This window comes from Vibrio rhodolitus (assembly GCF_003350325.1).
GTDB classification, from domain to species: Bacteria; Pseudomonadota; Gammaproteobacteria; order Enterobacterales; family Vibrionaceae; genus Vibrio; species Vibrio rhodolitus.
The window spans coordinates 266,057-287,281 of the sequence record NZ_QLYZ01000004.1 but is presented as its reverse complement, the minus strand read 5'-3'; the positions used below and the strand labels follow the sequence as shown (position 1 = coordinate 287,281).

The following is a 21,225-nucleotide window of genomic DNA, read 5'->3' as shown; positions in this document are numbered from 1 at the left end:
TCGGTTACACCATGGATTTCAGTGCTTCACGGATCAGCTCTTCGCTGCTCATACCCGGTTTTTGCACTTGAGATACTACTTTAGAAGCTTGGGTTGGTTTGTAGCCCAGCGCAAGTAGTGCGCTCACCGCTTCTTCTTCGGCATTGCCTTGTGATGGCGTCAAACCGTTATCCAGTGGCGCAGCATCAGTAAATGGCGTAAACAGATCCCCTGCACTCCAACCTTTGAGGCGATCTTTCATTTCAACCACTAAGCGCTCTGCGGTCTTTTTACCCACGCCTGGCAGTTTTACTAGCGTTGAAATATCTTCACGCTCTACACAAGCAACAAATTGCGTTGCTGTCATACCCGAGAGGATACCCAAACCAAGTTTTGGACCGACGCCGTTTGCCTTGATCACTTCACGGAATAATGCGCGCTCTTTGACAGTGTTGAACCCATACAGAAGCTGAGCATCTTCACGAACGACAAAATGAGTGTAAATGATCGCCTCTTCGCCAACGTTCGGCAGTTCATAGAAGCAGCTCATCGGCATTTGCACTTCATAGCCAATGCCATTGACTTCAATCAGGAGTTCAGGAGGTTGCTTTTCTAGCAAGATGCCACGAAGACGTCCAATCACGGTAGGTACCTAGAGTTATAAAAAGTTGATTCGATAATAATAAATAACTGGATGGATAGCCAGTAAAAACTCGACTAGCGATAGCGCCCACGACGCGCGCTGGTCGCTTTACCGGCTAAGGCAATTAAGGTTTTATTGGTATTAGCATGACAGATTGCCACACCTAGTGCATCGGCTGCGTCCGCTTGTGGGCATGCCGGTAATTTGAGCATCTGCTGCACCATGTGTTGCACTTGCTGTTTATCCGCGCCACCTGTGCCCGTCACCGCTTGTTTGATTAGTCTTGCCGCGTACTCATGAACGGGCAAGTCAGCATTCACTGCTGCCACAATCGCACTACCACGCGCTTGACCAAGCTTTAGCGCTGAGTCTGCGTTACGCGCCATAAACACTTGCTCAATGGCAAATACGTCTGGTTGGAACTGAGTAATAATCTCTGTAACGCCGGCATAGATCTGTTTAAGTCTCCCCGGCAGTTCTTTTTCAGAGGTACGAATACAGCCACTGCCTAAATAGTAAAGATGGCGACCTTGCTGGCGAATAACGCCATAACCAGTAATTCGAGAGCCTGGGTCTATCCCCAAGATGATGGACATAAAAAACCTAACCAATATCTTTATTCTGCGCCTAGTGTATAGCAGCCCTTGGTGATTGGCGACCATTAGCCAAACTCAACCAGACCAATTGCCTAAACGACGCGCACAAAAAAACCAGCCCGAGGGCTGGTTTTCAATTTTTTTAATCAAACTTGCGATTAAGCAACTTCGATTGGACCACCGAATGAAGTTACTGGCGGTACTTTGCCTTTGAACTTCTCAAAGTCAACGATACAAGTGTTTGCAGACGTTGCTTGAGCTAGCTCAGAAGAGCCGATATCTAGCGTTAGCGTGTTTGGATCGCCGTAAGTACAGATTGCGCCTTCTTTTTCGTTAAGAGGACCGTACCATGCACCTTCTTCGATACGAATAACGCCACGTGGGTAGCTGTCAGTTAGAACAGCACCAGCCATTAGCTGACCACGGTCGTTAAACACGCGTACTAGATCACCATCTTTGATGCCTTTTTCTTTCGCATCAAGTGGGTTGATGTATACAGGCTCGCGACCTTGAACAGCGTAAGTTGCACGGAACTCTTCTGACTCACACATTTGTGAGTGCAGACGCTTGTCTGGGTGGCAAGATTGTAGCCAGAACGGGTGTTTCTCAGAACCTGGACCACCGTGTGAACGTTCTGTCTTTTCAAACCACATTGGGTGTTCTTGACAGTGTTCGTAGCCGTAACGACCGATCTTACGAGAAGTGATCTCGATAAAGCCAGACGGAGTACCTAGTGGGTTGATCTCAGGGTCTTGGCGGAAGTCCGCGTGACGAACCCAAGGTTTACCTTCACCAAAGTCTAGCACGCTCTGCTCCCAGAATTCGTTGAATTCTGGCATTTCGAACTTACCTTTGTTCGCTGCTTTACAGTCGTTGTATAGGCTTTGGATCCACTCCATTTCGCTCATACCACGCGTGTACTCGTCACGACGACCAAAGCGTTGAGTTAGTTCACTCATGATTTGGAAGTCAGTCTTAGATTGGAACAATGGGTCTACTAGACGGTGCATTGCCACTAAGCCTTTGTTTGAGTACGAACCGTAAACGTCGATGTCGTTACGTTCCCACTGTGTACATGCAGGAAGTACGATATCAGAGAAACGACATGTCGCAGTCCAAGCAAACTCGATAGTCACCACAGTCTGAAGCTTCTTAAACGCTTTCTTCATGCGGTTACGATCTTGGTGGTGGTGCCATGGGTTACAACCCGAGATCACCATCATCTTGAAGTCTGGCAGGATAACTTTGCCGCCGTTGTAACGGATCTCTTTACCTGGTTCTAGTAGACAGTCGATCCAACGCGCAACAGGGATTGTGCGGCTGTAACCGTTAAAGTCATTGTTGTCCCATTTTGGCTTCATACCTTGGTCAAGGTTACGAGGGAAACCACCAGGGCCAGCAAAACCAGTTGAAGGTACACCGATACTTGAGTAGTGGTGACCGTAAGAGATACCACCGCCAGGTAGACCGATTTGACCAACCATTGCTGCAACTACTGCTGCTGCCCAGTATGGCTGTTCACCGTGCTCTTGACGTTGGATACACCAACCCATAAGGATCTGTGTACGACCGTTTACTAGCATGCGTGCGAATTCGCGGATCTTGTCAGCTTTAACGCCACAGATCTCTGCCGCCCACTCAGGAGTCTTAACTACTTTATCTTTCGTTTCGCCTTGAACGTACTTGATGAAATCTTCGAAACCTAGACAGTAAGTTTCAATGAACTTCTTGTCGTATAGGTTTTCGTTGTAAAGCGTATGAGCAACTGCCAGCATGAACGCTACGTCTGTCATCGGGTTGATGTACAGGTGATCGTTCTCTAGGTAACGTTGAGTCTTGTTCTTAACTGGGTCAACAGAAAGAACATTGATTTCGCCCTTCGCTACTTTTTCTTTTAGCTGTGCTAGGTACTTAAACGACTCGTGAGTTTCACAGTTCCAACCTACTTGTAGGTTTTTCACTGGGTCGTTTGCCCAAAGGATGATGTTGTCTGAGTTCTCTAGGATCTCTGACCAAGATGTACCTTGAGCGTAAACTTCTGTTGAGCCTAGTACGTAAGGCATGATGGTTTGACCCGCACCAGTAGAGTAGTCACCTACTTTAGTGATGAAGTTACCATGCATACCTACTGCACGTTGCATGTGCGCTGTACAGTTGTTGAATGCACCTGTTTGGTTCCAACCTGTTTGACCAGCGTGTAGTGCCCAAGGACCGTAGTCTTTTTGCACGCGCTCTAGTTCACGGTAGAACAAGTCTAGTGCTTCATCCCAAGTTACACGGATAAAACGGTTGTTACCGCGAGTATCAGCGCTGTACTTGTGTTTTTTCAGCCAATCTAGACGCACCATTGGGTAACGTACACGTGATGGGCTGTAGATAATGCCTTTGATACCGTTAAGCATCTCAGTTGGGTTTTTATCTAGTTCAATTGGTTTGATCTCTTGAACTTTACCCGCGTAGATGTGGGCGCGGAACGCGCCCCAGTGAGAACCGGTTACTTTCCAAGTACCCGTAGTCTCAGCTGCACTAGCCGAAGCAGACGCTAATAAGCTAGGACCAATTACAGTCGCTGCACTTGTCGTTGCTACGCCTTTAAGAAAACTTCTTCGTGTAATAGCCATTAAAAATTACTCCATCCGACGCTTATTAGTGGTGACCTTCAACGAAATCTGAAGAGTGCATTTGTAGATACTTCAGAATCAATGCTTCGCTGTCTGTGTCTAGGTTAACGAATGCAAGCATACCGTCAAACATACCTGGCCAAGTGTTCGCATCGAAGTGCGCTTCAGCAGGTTGAGTGTGACATACTGAACAGTTAGTTTTGTATGCTTCAGCAGATTTTTCCCAAACTGGCGTGATGTCGTTTAGCATAGATTCTTTCTTGATCCATACTTTCGCTGCCACTTTCTCCCAAGGAAGACCAGTTAGTTCGTCAACTTTCTTCTCACCAGCGGTTACAACATTGCTGTCTGTAGACGCTTCTTTAAGAAGAGATGCCACTGCGATATTTTTACCGAAATCAGCTTGGATTACGCGACCAAAGCCTTTCGCTTTGCGCCAGCCGTCGATCTCGATTTCAGCGTAGTCGCCTTTATCAGCGATTACTTTAACTGTTGACGCAGGGTTTAGAAGACCCGCTTCTTTCTCGCCTTTGTCATCGAAGTAGATTGGTAGGTGACGAACACTTACTAGAGTTTGACCAACATCGTAGTTAGTGTTTGAAGCTAGACCTTCTAGGTCACCAACGATACCACCGATACTGTCCATACCCGCAGGAAGTTTGTGCGCGATACCTTTGTGACAGTCTACACAGCTCTGATCTTTCTCAGCAGCTTGCTTCATCTGGATACGAGCAGTTGGAGACATTTGCTCGAAGTCCATTGAGTTGTAGTTGTGGCAGTTTTTACACTCTAGAGATTTGTTTGCCGAGAAACGATCCCATTCGTGTTTAGCAAGTTCGATACGGCGCTCTTCAAAAACACCAGGTTCGTCGTAGTTGCCAAATACTTGTGCGAATACTTCTTTAGAAGCCTGCATTTTACGTGCAATTTTGTCAGTCCAGTTGTGTGGAACGTGACAGTCTGGACAAGTCGCGCGAACACCAGAGTGGTTTTTCCAGTGCACGGTTTCTTGTAGCTCAACGTATACGTTGTCACGCATCGTGTGACAGCTGATACAGAATTTTTCTGTGTTCGTCACTTCTAGTGCAGTGTTAAAACCACCCCAGAAAATCACACCAGCGATAAAACCACCCATGGTTAGAACACCAAGGCTGATATGAACCGCTGGACGCGTCATAGTGCGCCACAGTTTAATGATTAATGATTTCATTGCTTGCTCTCTTAAAATCTTTTCAAAAGTGTGTACATGAGCTCAACGGCTTACATGCCGTGTGCGCCTGGAGGACCAAAGAAGAACACTTGTAGTGCCCAAACAATAAATCCGTAGCCGCCTACGAACGCCACACTTAGGATTGGGAAGAGAACAACTGCAATGAAGAGGAAAGACTTCCACTCCAGTGAGCGTTTTTCACCACTCTCAATTTTGTTAACATCACTCATACATTTGCCTATCGTGTACTTAGTGTTATTTATCAACCCCGCAATTAGAGCTGACTGTTCGACTGTTTCTGATAAAAATTTTAGACCATACTCTTTATAGGGTTCAATCAATTACTCCTCTCCAAGCCCTTTTAATCACTACTTTTTTGAGTTGAACCAGAGATGTGTTTGAATAAAAAGTCATGTGTAAAAATGCATGTTTTTGTGAATAATTGTTAACAGCATTTCTGTGATTTATCGCCATTCTAATGTGATCAATATCACATGTAAAACTGTCGAATTTTACAGCTATTTCAAATGACCAACTTATTCAAAGTTATTTACTTGTTAATAATAGGTAACATATTTACTCTTGCCGAGAAAGTGATGTAAACGAAAATCTCCATCTCCAAACCGACTCAATTAAGTTACAATCGCAAACTTGCAAGGAGAGGTTTTATGTCATCTGTTGTCGATATTGATTGGTTAATTCTCGCGCTGTTTTTCGGTACTTTGCTGGTGCCATTAGCCATCAGTCGGCATTTCAAGTTGCGTATCGAAACGGAGCTTGTCATCAGTGTATCCCGCATGTGCTTGCAACTCATATTAGTGGGAATATATTTAGAATATTTATTTTTAATCAATAACTTATATTTAAACCTACTTTGGTTGGCTATCATGCTGCTCGTTGGTTCTAGCTCAATTGTTAGTAAAGCTAGATTGCCGAAAAATAAGCTATTACTTCCGGTCATATCGGGCCTTGTGGTTGGGCTGCTGCCCCTACTCACTTTTCTCTGCTTATCTATCATCAAGCCCGTTCCCTACTACAATGCACAATACCTTATTCCACTTGCTGGTATGCTGCTTGGTAACTGTCTCAGTGGCAATATCATTGCATTGCAAAACCTGTTTGCCTGTTTAGAGCAAAGGCGAGATGAGTATGAAGCAGCCATCTCGCTCGGCGCTGCCCCTAAATACGCCATGCTGCCTTTTGTTCAAGAAGCGTTGCAGAAATCACTCGCCCCTTCACTTGCTTCCATGAGCACGATGGGACTCGTCACCCTGCCGGGAATGATGACTGGGCAAATTCTTGGCGGAACAAGTCCGGTTGTCGCGATTAAATATCAACTGATGATCATGGTGGCGATCTTTGTCATGCTATCTGTTTCAGTTGCGATAACACTGAGTTTGACTATCACTCGCTGTATTAATAAACAGGGACGAGTGTTGGCAAGTCCGCTCAAAAAATAACCTTAAATTTCAGATGCTCACGGACTATGTAGGATCTTATCCACAGAATCTGTGGATAAGGTTGTAGGCAGTTATGGGAAAGATCATTTTTTATCCAAGTTTAGTGTCATTTGTTTGCAATTATCCCTGCCTAAAATTCGACCACATTGCACAAAAATGGATTTTTAAGGATAAGTTATGCAACGCACCCTCAACGAAAAACAAACGACTCTTCGCCATCTTCACGCTTTAGAGCAAGACGATCAGAAGAACTGGTTGGTCGACAAGCCCCGCGAACTGGTACAACATAATGAGGCTTATAGTCTCCCACCAAAGCTAGTCGAGACACTTGACGTCCAATGGATGTAAAAAAGGCCCGCCTAAGCGAGCCCTTCTTTATACCAACGACAATCAATGAATGTCGTCACGCAGATAAATCAGCCAGTACCACATACCAACGAACAATCCGCCACCAATAATGTTGCCTAATGTAACTGGGATCAGGTTGTTAAGGATAAAATCAACCACGTTTAGGTCAGCGTAATCGGCAATGTTCGCACCTGTCATTTGCCAAAACTCGGCAGGAGCAAAGGTTTTGATACCAATCGCCATCGGTACTTGGAACATGTTCGCAATACAGTGCTCAAAACCAGCAGAAACAAACATAGCCACTGGCAAGATCATAACCATGATCTTATCAGTCAGAGTACGACCACTGAACGTCATCCATACTGCGATACAAACCAGTACATTACACATAATGCCCAGCGCAACCGCTTGGAAGAAACCATGGTGTAGCTTGTGCTGTGATATTGCCATTGCATTTAAGCCCACTTCACCATGACCGAACATATACTGTTTAGTGACCAGCATACAACCAACCAGCAGCAGCGCACCAATCAGGTTGCCGACATAAACCACACACCAGTTTTTGAACAGCATACCCCAAGTGATCTTGCCACTTGCTCGCGCAACTAAGGTAAGCACCGAACTGGTAAATAGCTCTCCCCCCGTGACAACCACTAGGATCAAACCCAAACTAAAGGCGATACCACCAATTAAGCGACTCATACCCCATGCCATTTCAGAGGCACCGGTGGTCACTGTGGTATAAAAGATGAAGGCGATACCAATATGAATACCAGCAGAGATTGCTAGTAACAGAGATTTCATTGGATCTTTAGTTGCTTTGCCAAGGCCAATTTCCGCTGCGCGTTCAGCCATTTGTGGCGGCAATAGAGAGTCAAATTGGTTCAAGTTTATCATGGGTTAACAATTTGAAGCGGGGAATAAGTGGTCGCGAATACTCCTCCTAAATGTGACTTTATTCAAGTACTAATTTTATAGTTAACTGAAAATGTTTGTAACGAGACAAACTACACATGAATTTCATTAAAAGTGATAAGCAAATTTAGCTAAAACAAAGTCAACAAAAAGTCATTTTAACCAAAAAAATCAATGCTTTGATATTTTAATAAAAGTGTAATATTTGCTTTTTCCGCTCTTTAGGCTAATTTTTCATAATAAAGCACTTTGTTATGCAATATTCTACTTTTATGGGTTAGCTAACAATTCTCATCCAATATCATTGTTTCATCCTACTATTAGCAGTACTTTGAAGTTTCTTAAGCAACAACGCAGGCAAAACACATCAGCTCTGTTTAAGCTTGCTTAAGCATGATTAACGATAAGGAACAAACTATGAAATACTTGCCAGAACATCTTTCTGAATTAAATTTGCTACTGCAATTCGATCTTAGTAGCGCAGCTACTGGCATTAAAGTTCACGGTGACGCGTCAGAAGAAATGCAGCAAGCAGTTAAACGCCTATACGAGAAAGGTCTTTGCACACTGCCAGATGGTGGCTACCTAACAGATGAAGGCATCGAAGTTGCAGAACATGCAGATAAGATCCTTCGAGTTATCTCTAGTAACTAATCTTTGAACAAAAAGAAAAGCCGATATTGCGAATACAATATCGGCTTTTTTCGTCTTTACGACTAGCGTCCAACGCCTTCCCTACCGTGGGGCGAGTCTAAGTCCAAATCAGGTCCTTTCGGCACAACTTGAGTAGGGTTGATACCTGTGTGGCTAAAATAGTAATGACGCTTGATATGATAAAAGTCCGTCGTCTGTTTAACGCCCTTAACCTGATACAGCTCTTTAAGATAGCCTTGTAAGTTCGGATAGTCAGCGATACGTTGTTTGTTGCATTTAAAATGCCCAACGTACACAGCATCAAAACGCACTAAGGTTGTAAACAGACGCCAATCTGCTTCGGTGATCTGCTCTCCAGCAAGAAAGCGGTGAGTCGACAAATGCTGCTCGACTTTGTCTAAGGCAATAAAAAGATTATCGTATGCTTCCTCATATGCCTCTTGACTGGTCGCAAAACCACAGCGGTAGACACCATTGTTAATGTTGGGGTAGATAAACGCATTCCATTCATCAATGAGCGCACGTAAATGCTTGGGATAGAAATCCAAGTTATTGTCTGTTAGATGGTTAAATTCGCTGTTGAACATACGAATAATTTCAGAAGACTCATTACTAACAATAGTGTTGTGCTTTTTGTCCCAAAGTACTGGTACGGTGACGCGACCTGTGTAGTCAGGTTTAGCTTGTGTGTAGATTTGGTGTAGACGCTTGTGACCAAACAGCGGCTCAGGCAGACCCATTTGCCAGCCTTCAGCAAGCATATCAGGGCAAACGACTGTCACGTCGATATGTTGTTCTAAGCCCTTGAGAGCGCGAAAAATCAGTGTTCGGTGAGCCCATGGACAAGCGAGTGAAACATAGAGATGATAGCGTCCACTTTCTGGCTGAAACTTGGCATCAGCTTTATTCTCAATCCAGTCACGAAACCCGGCATCTTCTCGAGTAAATTTTCCACCATTGGCTTTGGTTTCGTACCAAACATCATGCCAAACGCCTTCAACTAGTTTTCCCATTCGCTCTACTCCCCTTTCAGTTTCATTCAGTATATCTATTGATACCGATGGGTGAATCACAAGAAGTTGGGCAAGTTATTCAAATTTTTCTAACAATCCCTGTTATCAACATAAATTGCGGGCATAAAAAAAGCGCGGCTTATGGATCAACCGCGCTCTGGCCTGTCACAGGCTGAATAGGGATTAAACGCTCACGTTTAAACAAGAAACCGCGTGTACGTCAGAACCTTGAATTGTCGGTTTTGTTTGCGCACAAGCTTGAGTCGCTTCAGGACAACGCGTGCGGAAAACACAACCAGACGGTGGGTTAATTGGCGACGGTAAATCACCTTCCAACATCTGAATTTTTTTACTGCGCTCAATTGCCGGATCAGGAATCGGCACGGCAGACATCAAGGCGCGTGTATATGGGTGTTTAGGATCGGCAAATAACGCTTCCGACTCACCAAGCTCAACGGCGTTACCTAAGTACATCACTAACACACGGTCTGAGATATGTTTAACCACCGACAAATCGTGCGCAATGAAGACTAGAGAGAGACCCAGCTCTTTTTGCAGTTCTTTAAGTAGGTTCACTACCTGAGCCTGAATCGATACATCAAGCGCCGATACTGGTTCATCACAGATGATCATCTTAGGTTTTAAAATCAGCGCACGTGCAATACCAATACGCTGACACTGACCGCCCGAGAACTCATGTGGGTAACGGTTGATCACGTTTGGCAATAGACCTACCTTTGCCATCATCTCTTTAACGCGATCTTTGACTTCTTGTTTAGAAAGCTCTGGGTAGAAGGTTTCTAACGGCTCAGCGATGATGTCACCCACCGTCATACGTGGGTTTAGGGACGCCAGTGGATCTTGGAAGATCATCTGAATCTCTTTACGAGTTTCACGGCGCTGCACTTCTTTCATCTTGGTTAGATCTTGCCCAAGCCAAACCACTTCACCGTCAGTTGCTTCAACCAGACCGATGATCGCGCGAGCAAAAGTCGACTTACCACAACCAGACTCACCTACTACGCCAAGCGTTTCACCTTCATAAAGACGCACGTTAACGCCATCTACCGCTTTAAGGTTTGATGGTTTGCTCCACGGCCACGCAGACTTAGCAGCAATGCTAAAGTGAACTTTCAGCTCTTTTACATCTAACAGTAATTTTTTATCTACACTCATTTGCTCCAAGCCTCCCATTCAGAAAAACAAGCACGTTGGCGACCGTCGCCAAATGGCAACAGGATTGGCGCTTCACGCTTACAACGATCCAGAGCACGATGACAACGCTCTTGGTATGGACAGCCCGGTGGCAAACGCAATAGGTTTGGTGGGTTGCCAGGGATAGTTGGCAGAATTTCACCTTCAGTATCCAAACGTGGAATCGCTTTTAGCAGACCTTCCGCGTAAGGGTGGCTTGGGTTGTAGAATATTTCATCAACGGTGCCATACTCCATGGTACGCCCCGCATACATCACGAGTACTTTGTCACATGAACCGGCTACCACACCCAAATCGTGGGTGATCATGATGATCGCCGTGTTGAACTCACGCTTAAGCTCGTTGAGCAAATCCATGATCTGCGCCTGAACTGTCACGTCGAGTGCGGTGGTTGGTTCATCTGCAATCAGCAGTTTCGGACGACATAGCAGCGCCATTGCGATCATTACACGCTGACGCATACCGCCTGAAAACTCATGTGGGTACATAGTGATACGCTTACGCGCTTCTGGAATTTTTACCGCTTCCAGCATACGTACTGACTCTTCAAATGCTTCTGCTTTACCCATGCCTTTGTGCAGCATTAATACTTCCATTAGCTGATCACTAACTTTCATGTATGGGTTTAACGAAGTCATTGGGTCTTGGAAGATCATCGCAATCTGCTCAGCACGAACTTTGTTGAGTTCTTTTTCCGGCAGGTTGAGGATCTCTTTACCTTCAAACTTTGCGCTACCTGAGATCTTACCGTTTTTAGCCAGCAGCCCCATGATAGAGAATACGGTTTGTGATTTACCAGAACCTGACTCACCTACGATACCTAAGGTTTCACCTTGGTTTAGTGAGAAGTTCAAATCGTTTACTGCGGTTACGATACCATCTTGAGTGGTGAATTCGACGCGCAGATCTTTGACATCTAATAAGCTCATAGTCGCTTCCTTAATCTTTATAAATTATCTGTCTTTTGGATCCAGCGCATCGCGCAGACCGTCACCTACGTAGTTGAAACAGAATAGCGTCACAACCATAAACAGGGCTGGGAAAGCCAACTGCCAGATTGCTACTTCCATTGTCTGTGCACCTTCTTGTAGCAGTGCGCCCCAACTAGTCATAGGTTCTTGAACACCAAGACCAAGGAATGAAAGGAATGATTCAGTCAAAATCATGCTTGGGATCAGCAGCGTTGAGTAAACAGCAACGATACCCAGTACGTTTGGTACGATATGACGTGTAATGATCTTCCACTGGCTCACACCAGAAACGTGTGCCGCTTCGATAAACTCTTTGCTACGCAAGCTCAGCGTTTGACCACGCACAATACGCGCCATGTCTAGCCATGCAATCGCACCGATCGCGACGAAGATAAGAACAATATTACGACCGAAGAATGTTACTAGTACGATAACTAGGAACATAAATGGTACTGCGTAAAGGATCTCTAGAATACGCATCATAATACGGTCAACTTTACCGCCGATGAAGCCAGAAGCCGCGCCGTAAAGCGTACCAATTAATACCGCAACTAACGCACCCATTACGCCAACCATCAGCGAGATACGTCCACCAATCAGAGTACGTACGTACAGGTCACGCCCTAGTGAATCGGTACCGAACCAGTGTTCAGCATTTGGACCCACATGCATGGCATACCAATCGGTATCATCAAATGCGTATGGCGCCACCATTGGCAGGAAAATAACAGCCAATGTCATAAGAGTTAGAATAAACAAGCTCACCATCGCCGCTTTATTACGCATAAAACGAATACGGGCGTCTTGCCACAAACTACGACCTTCGATTTCTAGGTTCTCTGAGAATTTCTCGATCGCTTCAAGGTTTTCTTTTTTCGTTAACATAACCATACATCCCTGTTAGTAGCGAATCTTCGGATCGATCATAGCTAGCAAGATATCAACGATAGCGTTGAACAAAATGAATAGGAAACCAATCAAAATGGTTACCCCCATTACTAGCGAGTAGTCACGGTTAAAGGCAGCGTTAACAAACAGCTTACCAATACCTGGCAGACCAAAGATGGTCTCAACTACAACCGAACCTGTGATAATGCCAACAAATGCCGGTCCCATGTATGACACAACAGGAAGCAAAGCAGGTTTTAGGGCATGTTTAATTATGATGTAGCGGTAACTTAAACCTTTAGCGCGAGCAGTACGGATAAAGTTACTATTTAGAGTCTCAATCATCGAGCCACGCGTGATACGAGCAAAGGTTGCCACGTACAGCAATGACATGGCGATCACTGGCAGAATCAAATATTGCCAAGAGCCGTCGAGCCAACCACCAGCAGGCAGCCATTTTAGGTTCAAAGAGAAGATGTAGATAAGTGCTGGTGCTAACACGAAAGATGGCAAAACAACACCCAGCATCGCCGTCGACATAACAGCGTAGTCTACCCAGGTATTTTGCCTTAACGCAGCAATGGTTCCGACCGTTACCCCTAAGATAACTGTAAAGATAAAGGCAATTGCACCCACTTTAGCAGAAACAGGTAACGCCACTGAGATTAACTCGTTTACCGAATAATCTAGGTATTTAAATGACGGACCAAAGTCACCTTGGATGACATTGGTTAAGTATGTGAAATATTGCTCAGAAACAGGCTTATCTAGACCATATTTGGCTTCGATGTTCGCCATTACTTCTGGTGGCAAAGGACGCTCGCTTGAGAACGGGTTACCCGGAGCGAAACGCATGAGAAAGAAAGATACGGTGATCAGAACCAACATCGTTGGGATCGCCTCAAATATCCTTTTAGCGATGAATTTAAGCATAAACTCACTCTTTCAGTCTGTGACAATTAAATGTAAGAAGACCCTACGCGTGATTACTCACGCGCAGCGCCTATATAGTTATAGTTCTATTATGTGGAGCGATTACTCGATGATGTATAGATCTTTCGAGTAGATCTTCTCTTCTGGGTTGTTAGCTGGGAAGCCGCCAACCTTTGGAGAAAGTAAACGTGATTTAACATACTGGTAGATAGGCGCGATTGGCATATCTTTCGCCATCAATTTCTCAGCTTCCGCATAAAGCGCTTTGCGCTCTGCTTCTGACTTAGATGTGATCGCTTTTTCCATTAACTCATCGTACGCTTTGCTGTCGTAGTGGATACCACCAGTTGTGTTACCACTCTTCATTAGCGTTAGGAAAGATGACGCTTCATTGTAGTCGCCACACCAACCTGCACGAGCTACTTGGAAATCACCAGAGTCTTTCGTTGATAGGTAAGTTTTCCACTCTTGGTTCTCAAGCGTTACGTTTACGCCCAGAGTTTTCTTCCACATAGAGCCAAGTGCTACAGCAACTTTCTTGTGGTTCTCTGAAGTGTTGTAAAGCAGTGAGAAGTTTAGTGGGTTGTCTTTGCCGTAACCCGCTTCTTCTAGCAGACGCTGAGCTTCTGCATTACGCTCTTTTTGCGACATTTTGCCGTAAACAGGCATTTCTGGCTCAAAGCCCGCCGTGATTTCTGGCGTCAGGAAGTAAGCTGGTTTTTGACCTTGACCCATGATTGCATTTGCAACAATGTTACGGTCGATGGTGTAAGAAATCGCTTGGCGAACACGTACGTCATCAAACGGCGCTTTCTTAGTGTTAAATAGGTAGTAGTAAGTACATAGGTTGCCCACTACAGACACTGATTCTGGGTGCTCTTTCGTTAGACGCTTGTAGTGCTCTAACGGTAGCTCGTTCGTAAAGTCAATCTCGCCAGCTAGGAAGCGGTTCATTTCCGATACTTGGTTTTCGATCGGTAGGAAAGTGACTTTATTTAGAACCGTCTTGTCATCATTCCAGTATTGGCCGTTACGCTTAAGCACTAGACGCTCGTTCACAACCCACTTATCGACAACAAACGCACCGTTACCAACGAAGTTTTCTGGCTTGGTCCATTGATCGCCATATTTTTCAACCGTCGCTTTGTGAACTGGTTTGGTTGTTGTGTGACCCATCATCATGACAAAGTATGGAACCGCTGAATCAAGCTCAACCACTAGAGTTTGATCATCAAGCGCTTTAACACCCAGTGTCGACTTGTCTGCTTCACCCGCGATGATCGCTTTCGCGTTCTTCATCTTAGTGTATTCCATGTACCATGAGTACGGAGAAGCGGTATTTGGATCAACTGCACGTTGGAAGCTGTAGACAAAGTCATCGGCAGTTACAGGATCGCCGTTTGACCATTTAGCATCTTTGCGAAGGTGGAAAGTGAAAGTTTTGTTGTCTGCAGTTTCCCAGCTCTCAGCAACACCAGGAATTGTGTTGCCATCAGCGTCTTGGCTCACAAGACCTTCCAACAAATCACGAATTACGTGTGACTCAGGAACACCTTGAGATTTATGCGGGTCAATTGTTGCTACTTCAGTACCGTTGCCGCGCACTAGCTCTTGTTTGTCAGCTAGTTTAACGCCGGCAGGAACATCAGCAGCGAAAGTTGCAGTAGAGGCCATTGCTAGACCAGCACCTAGAAGGAGGGCTTGCGTGATTTTATTCTTATACATGCGTAAAACTCCAAGTTTTTCATTTGCATCCATGACTACTCTGTATGATTACTGAACGGCAGTGATTTAAAGTGACTCCGCTCACAATGGCAGCAGATTACTCTAAAAACATACAAAGGTTGCGCACACATTATCAATCATCGAAGTGATTTGCCATTAAAATGTATTAAAAAATAGAATAATTCTTCGGTTATGATTAACGAACAGTAAATAAATCTATAGATCGTTAATTAAATGACATTATTAGTGGATATCATCTAAACCAGCAGGCTTAACCACCAAACAATCTTCAAATGTACTTTTAACTAGCATCTTATACCACGTAAAATAATATTTGATTAACATTAGTTTTACGGTTTCGATTAAAAATAACACATTCAATAAAGTCAGATTAACTAACTGAGAACTAAGTCACATAACCTCTTAGGAACAACAGACTCAGCTGATTGAATAAATAGTTCGTAATGACGTCTATTTATTCAAAATGACAAAAAGCCCCTAAACTAGGGGCTTTGAATTGGAATTAAGATCGAAATTAAGGCTGTTGACGAGTCGGTGCGATAACGATTTCACGCACACACACACCTTGAGGTTGGTTGTAAGCATATTCTACTGCGCGAGCGATATCATCTGCCGCTAATACTCCACCCATGTCCTCTTTCCAGCTATCGTAGCCAGCTTTGATTTCATCAGACGATGTGTGTGAAAGTAGTTCCGTTTCAACCGCTCCCGGAGCAATGGTTGTTACGCGAACATCAAAGTTTGCCACTTCTTCACGCACGTTTTCAGAAATCGCATGTACCGCAAATTTAGTACCGCAATACGCCGCATGATTTGGGAAAGTTTTGCGACCTGCAACTGAGCTAACATTGATGATAGTACCGCTGCGACGCTGCTTCATCGGTGCTAACACCGCTTGCATACCATTCATCAAGCCAATCACGTTAACATCGAACATGCGCTTCCACTCATTTGGATCTTGCACGTCTAGCTCACTCAATAACATCACGCCTGCATTATTTACGATACAATCTGTTGGACCAAATTGCTGCTCCGCCTTTGCAATCGCCGCTTCAAACGATGCCTTATCTAGCACATCAACTTTCTCGCACATTGTATTCTCTAGTTGCAACGCTTGTAGGCGCTCAACTCGACGAGCAATCAGTAACAGAGGATGACCTGCCGCATTCAAACGACGCGCAATCGCTTCACCAATACCAGAACTTGCACCTGTGATTACAACTAACTTTTTCATGGTTCTCTCCAATCATTATTTGTTTAGCCGACGAGTGTTGTGCGGCGATAAGAGAATAGTAGTCATTGATTGATAGTTGATATATAGCATTTAAGTTCAAACACTGTTGCAGTGCTGCAACAATATGCCATACTTTCCAAAAATTTCTGGAGCTTAGCTGTGTTAAATAATGTCAACCTAGCCGACATTCGTTCATTTGTGCTGATCGCCAAACTCGGTAACTTTACTAAAGCAGCCGAAGCACTCGAAGTATCGCGCTCGCATGTATCAAGACAAATTAGCGCCTTGGAAAAACAAATGGGGGTAACTTTACTCACACGAACCACAAGGACGCTTCGTTTGACCCAAGCGGGAACGCGCTTTTTCAATCAGTGTGAGTCAGCATTACAACTTATCGATCAAGCAGTCATCGCCGCCGTCGATGACACCAAAAAGGTACAAGGTTTAATTCGTGTCAATTGTGTCGGTGGTTATTTAGGAGAAGAGCTCGTCGCACAAGCCATTAGTGAATTTATGCAGCTATACCCGCAAGTCACCGTCGATTTAGATTTCTCCAGTCCGCGCATCGATCTAATTGAAGATCAATTTGATGTCGCCTTTCGGATGGGTGAACTTGAAGACGCCGGTTTTATTGCCAAACGTCTTATGACGATCGATATGGTGACCTTAGCCAGCCCTGACTATATCAAACGCTTTGGCAATCCTGAGCATCCAAAAGAGCTCAGCAACCACCGTGCTTTAACTGGCTCTGTTACTAAATGGAGTTTTATCCATGCCAGCGAATCCAGCAAACATTACGATATTCACGTAAAAGGCAAATTCACTTGTAAAAATGGACGAGCACTTATTAAGGCTAGCTTACTTGGTAATGGTCTGATCCGTGTACCAAAAGTCTATTGTGAGACGGAAATTAATAGTGGAGTATTAATGACTGTTATGCCGCAATGGCGTATTCCTAGTGTGCCCTTTTCCCTGATTTTCCACAAAGACCGCTATCAACCTAAGCGTCTCAGAGTGTTTGTTGATTTTGTAACAGCTTGGTTTGAAGCAAAGCGTTAAGTCAGATTAATCCGATATCGAGGCAATGTAATTCTGATGATTTTATCAGCAAAGGCAACTCAGGTTTGTAGGATTACCCCTACATTTCAAGTCATTGTAATGTAACAAGTTTTAAATGCATTCCATTTTCTTTTGACAGTCCCCCGAATGCTGATAAAATCGCCGCCCCTATTATTGTCTAAGCATAACAAGCAGTGCCCAAGTTCCTATTCGCCTTTGTGTTATTTTTCTCCACATTTTCATTGCCTAACATCAGTTTTTCATCAGAATTTTCCGACGACAAATTGGTAATAGCGATGCCAAGCGAAAAGTGGGCGCCTTACTGGGGCGGCGTGGCAAATCCTTCCGGTCTTTACCACTCTCTGCTGACCAATATTGCCGAAAGCATGAATACTGAGCTGGTCTACCGTGGCTACCGCTCTTTTGACGACATCTACGATGCGATTGAGCGCCAAGAAGTAGACGCTGCTTTTGGCTTTGTGAAAAGTAAAGCACGCAAGAAGCGCTTCACCTTTTCTGCGCCTGTTCTATCACTTAAAAAAATCATTTGGTTACGTGATAACGCACTGAGCGATCTGCCCTTTTCTCAATGGGATTGGGTTTGTGTTGAAGGTGGTCTTGATTGTGATGTGATCCGTCATCTCGGCGCGGAGAAGATCACCTCTTCAGACAACATTACTTTTCTCTCGCAATTGATCAAACAAGGTGAAGCAGATGCAACGCTCACTACGATCATGGAAGTGGAACAATACGTCAGTGATCCGATCCACTCTCAAGGCAAGGTGATCCTCAATAAAAACATCGGCAAAGTTGAAATCGGCATGATGCTATCTAAAGATCGCGTCGAGCTAAAACGACAACTTAATCAGGCGATTGAGAATAACCAAATCGGGCTAAAAGCATCCAAACTATCAAATATTCATTTGCTCAATGAGCAGGTGCAATGGCAGTTACTGCAAAACCAAACCAAGAGCAAAACTATTCGCTATACCATAGCGTCAAACGCCTATCCGCTCTCTTACCTCGATCCGAAGACCAACCATGTGCAGGGCTACGTACATGATCTGCTCGATTTGCTGGAGAAGAAAACGCTGTTTAACTTTGAGTACATTCCCGCAAATGGTCGTAACGTCGAGCAAATGTTAGCAAGAGGTCTGGTCGATTTGCTGCCGGGTCACTACGCTCATCACGTTGACAACAATACTGTACTCGCGACCCTGCCATACACCTCAACCGAGTATGGACTGATCGAAACCCGTGAAAGCTATACCGAGCGAAGTCTTGGGGTGCTCGATCCAACCAATATACTGGGTAACTACATCGACAGTATTCGCGTCTACGAGCCAGTAAGTGTATTTACCAACACCGGTGAGCTGCTGCACGCACTAAATTCGGGAGATATTACTCATGCACTGGTCGATAAAACCATCATTGATAATTACCTGAACCACACCAATTCACAGTTTTTCCGCCTAGTGGAAAAACCACGCTACCTGGATTTTGCGACCCCACTGACCATGGTGGTGCGCCACGACTCAGAACTGCTGCACAACATGCTGTCACGCGTGGTATCCATTGTTAGCCCCACAGAGATTGAAAAGCTAAAGAGCCTGCACAACAAAATCGTAATTCACTACGGCTATGATAAGGCAATCGTCAACTCCTATCTTGTTGGTATTGTTACAGTATCCGTGCTGTTTATCATTGGCGGTTTTATCTTGTTCTACATTCTGTCAGGGCACTTAAAACGCAGTAAAACGATCAACCAATTGTCCCAAAATGAGGTCAGTTGGCTCTCGACCTTGCTCGATAGCATGCCAAGCATGATTTTGATTACTGATAAACACGGCAAGGTGGTGTTCACAAACCAGGCATATAATCGCGAAATCGACGACTGTATGTGCGAGCAAAAAACCAACAATATCAGTGAGTGTCACTTTACTAAAGCGGCAATGAACCAGCAAAACGCCTCCATTTTCCAATTCTCAGATTGTGGATGTTCACTGGCAAATCGCTACTTCCAAATTCGTCATCAGAAGATTGTCCATCCGCAACATGGTTCAACCCATTACATGACAGTGATTGACGATGTCAGCGAAGACAAGCAAAAAGAAGAACTGCTGCAGAAATCAAATCTGCGAGCAATGAAAGCCGTTGAAGCAAGAAACGAGTTTTTGGCCGTCGTGAGCCATGAGCTGCGTACACCGATTGCCGCAATGCTTGGCTTAATGGAGCTATTGCAGTTCAACCTGCAAAACCCGCAAGACATTGAATTATTGAGAAATGCAATTCAATCCGCGCAGCGCCTAAAAACTCAGGTAAACGAAATTTTGGACTTCTCGAAGATAGAAGCCAGCCAACTGCAGATTGATGCAAGACGTCATAACATTTATGAAGAGCTCTGCCCTACTTTGCGTAGCTATGAAACAGCAACACAGTTAAAAGGACTCAAGTTCAACTTAGATTGGCAGCCATCAAATATCGTCGAAGCTGAGTTTGATACACTGAGAGTCAACCAAATCTTGGCGAACCTGCTGTCTAATGCGTTGAAATTTACTGAGTCAGGTCGTATTGACGTCGAGCTTGAGGTCACCGAGTCTGCGCTTCAGTTATCGATTAATGATACGGGTTGCGGCATGACAAAAACTCAGCTCGAAAGTGTCTTTAAACCATTTGTTCAAGCCAATAAAGGCATCTCGCGTCGCTATGGCGGTACGGGACTTGGTATGAGCATCACCAAGAATCTGGTTGAACTGATGAATGGTCACATTGAACTAGATAGCGAACTCAGCCAAGGTACAAAAGTGAGCGTTTCTATACCGTTGATTGCTCACCCACAAACTTTTGAGGTTATTAACCAAACTGCTATTGATAACGCAAAAGCGCAGCAATGGGCGGCGGCGTGGCAAGGTAAGCAAGTACTTCCACTGCCAGATGATCTTGAACACAAAGATAACCTCTACCCGGATAGACTGTTCGAATTGTGTTGCAACAATAATGAAGCAAGTGCGCTCGAAGCCTCAGCTATGATCATCAACCCAAAAGGCAAAGTGTTAGTCGCCGATGATGATCGCATTAACCAAATGTTGATGCACAAACAACTGGCTTTGCTGGGCGTGGATTACTCTATCGTCGATAACGGCAAAGCGGCATTTGATTATTTAGAGCAGCATGGTGATGACGTGGCGATTTTAATCACCGATTGTCACATGCCAGATATGGACGGATTCGAGTTAACTGAAACAATAAAAGGTCAATCCTCTAGGCATAAACTTTTGCCAGTTATTGGATGTACAGCCGAAGATTCTCGCGTTGTGGCAGAAAAAGCTCAAAAATGTGGTATGGATGATGTACTGTATAAGCCATATGCATTAGAAGACTTACGCCAAATACTCAACCAGTATTTAACCGAAGAACAATTGACTGTCGCGCCAAGTGAACATACCGAGTGGTTAAATGAGCACACCGAAAAAGAGCAACTGGAAATGGCAACGGTTGTCGTACAGTCTTTTGCTCAGGAAGTCAGTTACCTTGAGCAAAACAGTGAAAAAGATCACTCCATTGTACATCGCGTCAAAGGCTCTGCGGCACTATTGGGGATGAATAAGCTGACTTCATTGGCTAAGCAATATGAAAAGACTCAAGATGCAGATAAGCAAACCGTGCTCAAGCGCGCAATAATTTCTGAATTGATTCTTATCCAAAACACCATCACACAGTGGCTAAACGAAAGGCAATAA

The 21,225-nt window shown here is 44.6% G+C and carries 18 protein-coding genes; 4 read left to right on the top strand and 14 right to left on the bottom strand.

Features of this window, described 5'->3' with window-relative positions; all coding sequences use genetic code 11:
• Window positions 1–4 precede the first annotated feature (4 nt).
• From ruvA to torE, 5 genes are all read right to left on the bottom strand, one after another.
• Entirely contained in the window at window positions 5–622 is a 618-nt protein-coding gene (gene ruvA / locus DPF93_RS06550) for a Holliday junction branch migration protein RuvA (RefSeq protein ID WP_075648000.1), read from the bottom strand.
• A gap of 74 nt (window positions 623–696) precedes the next feature.
• Window positions 697–1,218, bottom strand: a complete 522-nt coding sequence (gene ruvC, locus DPF93_RS06545) for a crossover junction endodeoxyribonuclease RuvC (protein WP_114765402.1) — start codon at window positions 1,216–1,218, stop codon at window positions 697–699.
• 158 nt (window positions 1,219–1,376) lie between these two features.
• Window positions 1,377–3,839: a trimethylamine-N-oxide reductase TorA gene (gene torA, locus DPF93_RS06540; RefSeq protein WP_114765401.1), complete on the bottom strand. Its 2,463-nt coding sequence runs from the start codon at window positions 3,837–3,839 to the stop codon at window positions 1,377–1,379.
• Between the two features lie 25 nt (window positions 3,840–3,864).
• The gene (torC, locus tag DPF93_RS06535; RefSeq protein WP_114765400.1) at window positions 3,865–5,049 is read right to left on the bottom strand and encodes a pentaheme c-type cytochrome TorC; all 1,185 of its coding nucleotides are present in this window, start codon (window positions 5,047–5,049) and stop codon (window positions 3,865–3,867) included.
• 50 nt (window positions 5,050–5,099) lie between these two features.
• Window positions 5,100–5,279 carry a trimethylamine N-oxide reductase system protein TorE gene (torE, locus tag DPF93_RS06530; RefSeq protein ID WP_005450728.1) on the bottom strand — a complete coding sequence of 60 codons (180 nt, stop codon included), beginning with the start codon at window positions 5,277–5,279 and terminating at the stop codon, window positions 5,100–5,102.
• 438 nt (window positions 5,280–5,717) lie between these two features.
• Here torE and DPF93_RS06525 point away from each other — a divergent pair, with 438 nt between their 5' ends.
• The gene (locus DPF93_RS06525) at window positions 5,718–6,509 is read left to right on the top strand and encodes an ABC transporter permease (protein WP_114765399.1); all 792 of its coding nucleotides are present in this window, start codon (window positions 5,718–5,720) and stop codon (window positions 6,507–6,509) included.
• Window positions 6,510–6,699: 190 nt separating this feature from the next.
• On the opposite strand, the gene DPF93_RS21285 is transcribed toward DPF93_RS06525, so the two are convergent.
• Both DPF93_RS21285 and focA read right to left on the bottom strand, forming a co-directional pair.
• On the bottom strand, window positions 6,700–6,837 hold the full coding sequence (locus DPF93_RS21285) for a hypothetical protein (RefSeq protein WP_164675327.1): 138 nt from the start codon (window positions 6,835–6,837) through the stop codon (window positions 6,700–6,702).
• A 62-nt stretch (window positions 6,838–6,899) separates the two neighbouring features.
• Complete coding sequence (focA, locus tag DPF93_RS06520; protein WP_114765428.1) at window positions 6,900–7,751, bottom strand: formate transporter FocA; 852 nt, start codon at window positions 7,749–7,751, stop codon at window positions 6,900–6,902.
• Between the two features lie 438 nt (window positions 7,752–8,189).
• Here focA and DPF93_RS06515 point away from each other — a divergent pair, with 438 nt between their 5' ends.
• On the top strand, window positions 8,190–8,426 hold the full coding sequence (locus tag DPF93_RS06515; RefSeq protein ID WP_114765398.1) for a TIGR02647 family protein: 237 nt from the start codon (window positions 8,190–8,192) through the stop codon (window positions 8,424–8,426).
• A 62-nt stretch (window positions 8,427–8,488) separates the two neighbouring features.
• On the opposite strand, the gene DPF93_RS06510 is transcribed toward DPF93_RS06515, so the two are convergent.
• The 7 genes from DPF93_RS06510 to DPF93_RS06480 all read right to left on the bottom strand — a co-directional run bounded on the left by DPF93_RS06510 (window position 8,489) and on the right by DPF93_RS06480 (window position 16,426).
• Window positions 8,489–9,439, bottom strand: coding sequence for a glutathione S-transferase family protein (locus DPF93_RS06510; RefSeq protein ID WP_114765397.1), 951 nt, complete (start codon window positions 9,437–9,439; stop codon window positions 8,489–8,491).
• Between the two features lie 183 nt (window positions 9,440–9,622).
• Window positions 9,623–10,615: a murein tripeptide/oligopeptide ABC transporter ATP binding protein OppF gene (gene oppF / locus DPF93_RS06505; RefSeq protein WP_164675326.1), complete on the bottom strand. Its 993-nt coding sequence runs from the start codon at window positions 10,613–10,615 to the stop codon at window positions 9,623–9,625.
• On the bottom strand, window positions 10,612–11,583 hold the full coding sequence (gene oppD / locus DPF93_RS06500) for an ABC transporter ATP-binding protein (protein ID WP_075648684.1): 972 nt from the start codon (window positions 11,581–11,583) through the stop codon (window positions 10,612–10,614). The genes oppF and oppD overlap by 4 nt, the downstream gene beginning before the upstream one ends.
• Before the next feature lie 24 nt (window positions 11,584–11,607).
• The gene (oppC, locus tag DPF93_RS06495) at window positions 11,608–12,510 is read right to left on the bottom strand and encodes an oligopeptide ABC transporter permease OppC (RefSeq protein WP_075648685.1); all 903 of its coding nucleotides are present in this window, start codon (window positions 12,508–12,510) and stop codon (window positions 11,608–11,610) included.
• 15 nt (window positions 12,511–12,525) lie between these two features.
• On the bottom strand, window positions 12,526–13,446 hold the full coding sequence (gene oppB, locus DPF93_RS06490) for an oligopeptide ABC transporter permease OppB (protein WP_114765395.1): 921 nt from the start codon (window positions 13,444–13,446) through the stop codon (window positions 12,526–12,528).
• A gap of 102 nt (window positions 13,447–13,548) precedes the next feature.
• Window positions 13,549–15,171: an ABC transporter substrate-binding protein gene (locus tag DPF93_RS06485; RefSeq protein WP_114765427.1), complete on the bottom strand. Its 1,623-nt coding sequence runs from the start codon at window positions 15,169–15,171 to the stop codon at window positions 13,549–13,551.
• 535 nt (window positions 15,172–15,706) lie between these two features.
• Window positions 15,707–16,426, bottom strand: a complete 720-nt coding sequence (locus DPF93_RS06480) for an SDR family oxidoreductase (protein WP_114765394.1) — start codon at window positions 16,424–16,426, stop codon at window positions 15,707–15,709.
• Window positions 16,427–16,585: 159 nt separating this feature from the next.
• On the opposite strand from DPF93_RS06480, the gene DPF93_RS06475 reads away from it, so the two are divergent.
• Together DPF93_RS06475 and DPF93_RS06470 are read left to right on the top strand one after the other, a co-directional pair.
• Window positions 16,586–17,485 (top strand): LysR family transcriptional regulator, encoded by a 900-nt coding sequence (locus DPF93_RS06475; protein WP_114765393.1) that lies wholly within the window; start codon window positions 16,586–16,588, stop codon window positions 17,483–17,485.
• Window positions 17,486–17,781: 296 nt separating this feature from the next.
• Window positions 17,782–21,225 carry a hybrid sensor histidine kinase/response regulator gene (locus DPF93_RS06470; RefSeq protein ID WP_114765392.1) on the top strand — a complete coding sequence of 1,148 codons (3,444 nt, stop codon included), beginning with the start codon at window positions 17,782–17,784 and terminating at the stop codon, window positions 21,223–21,225.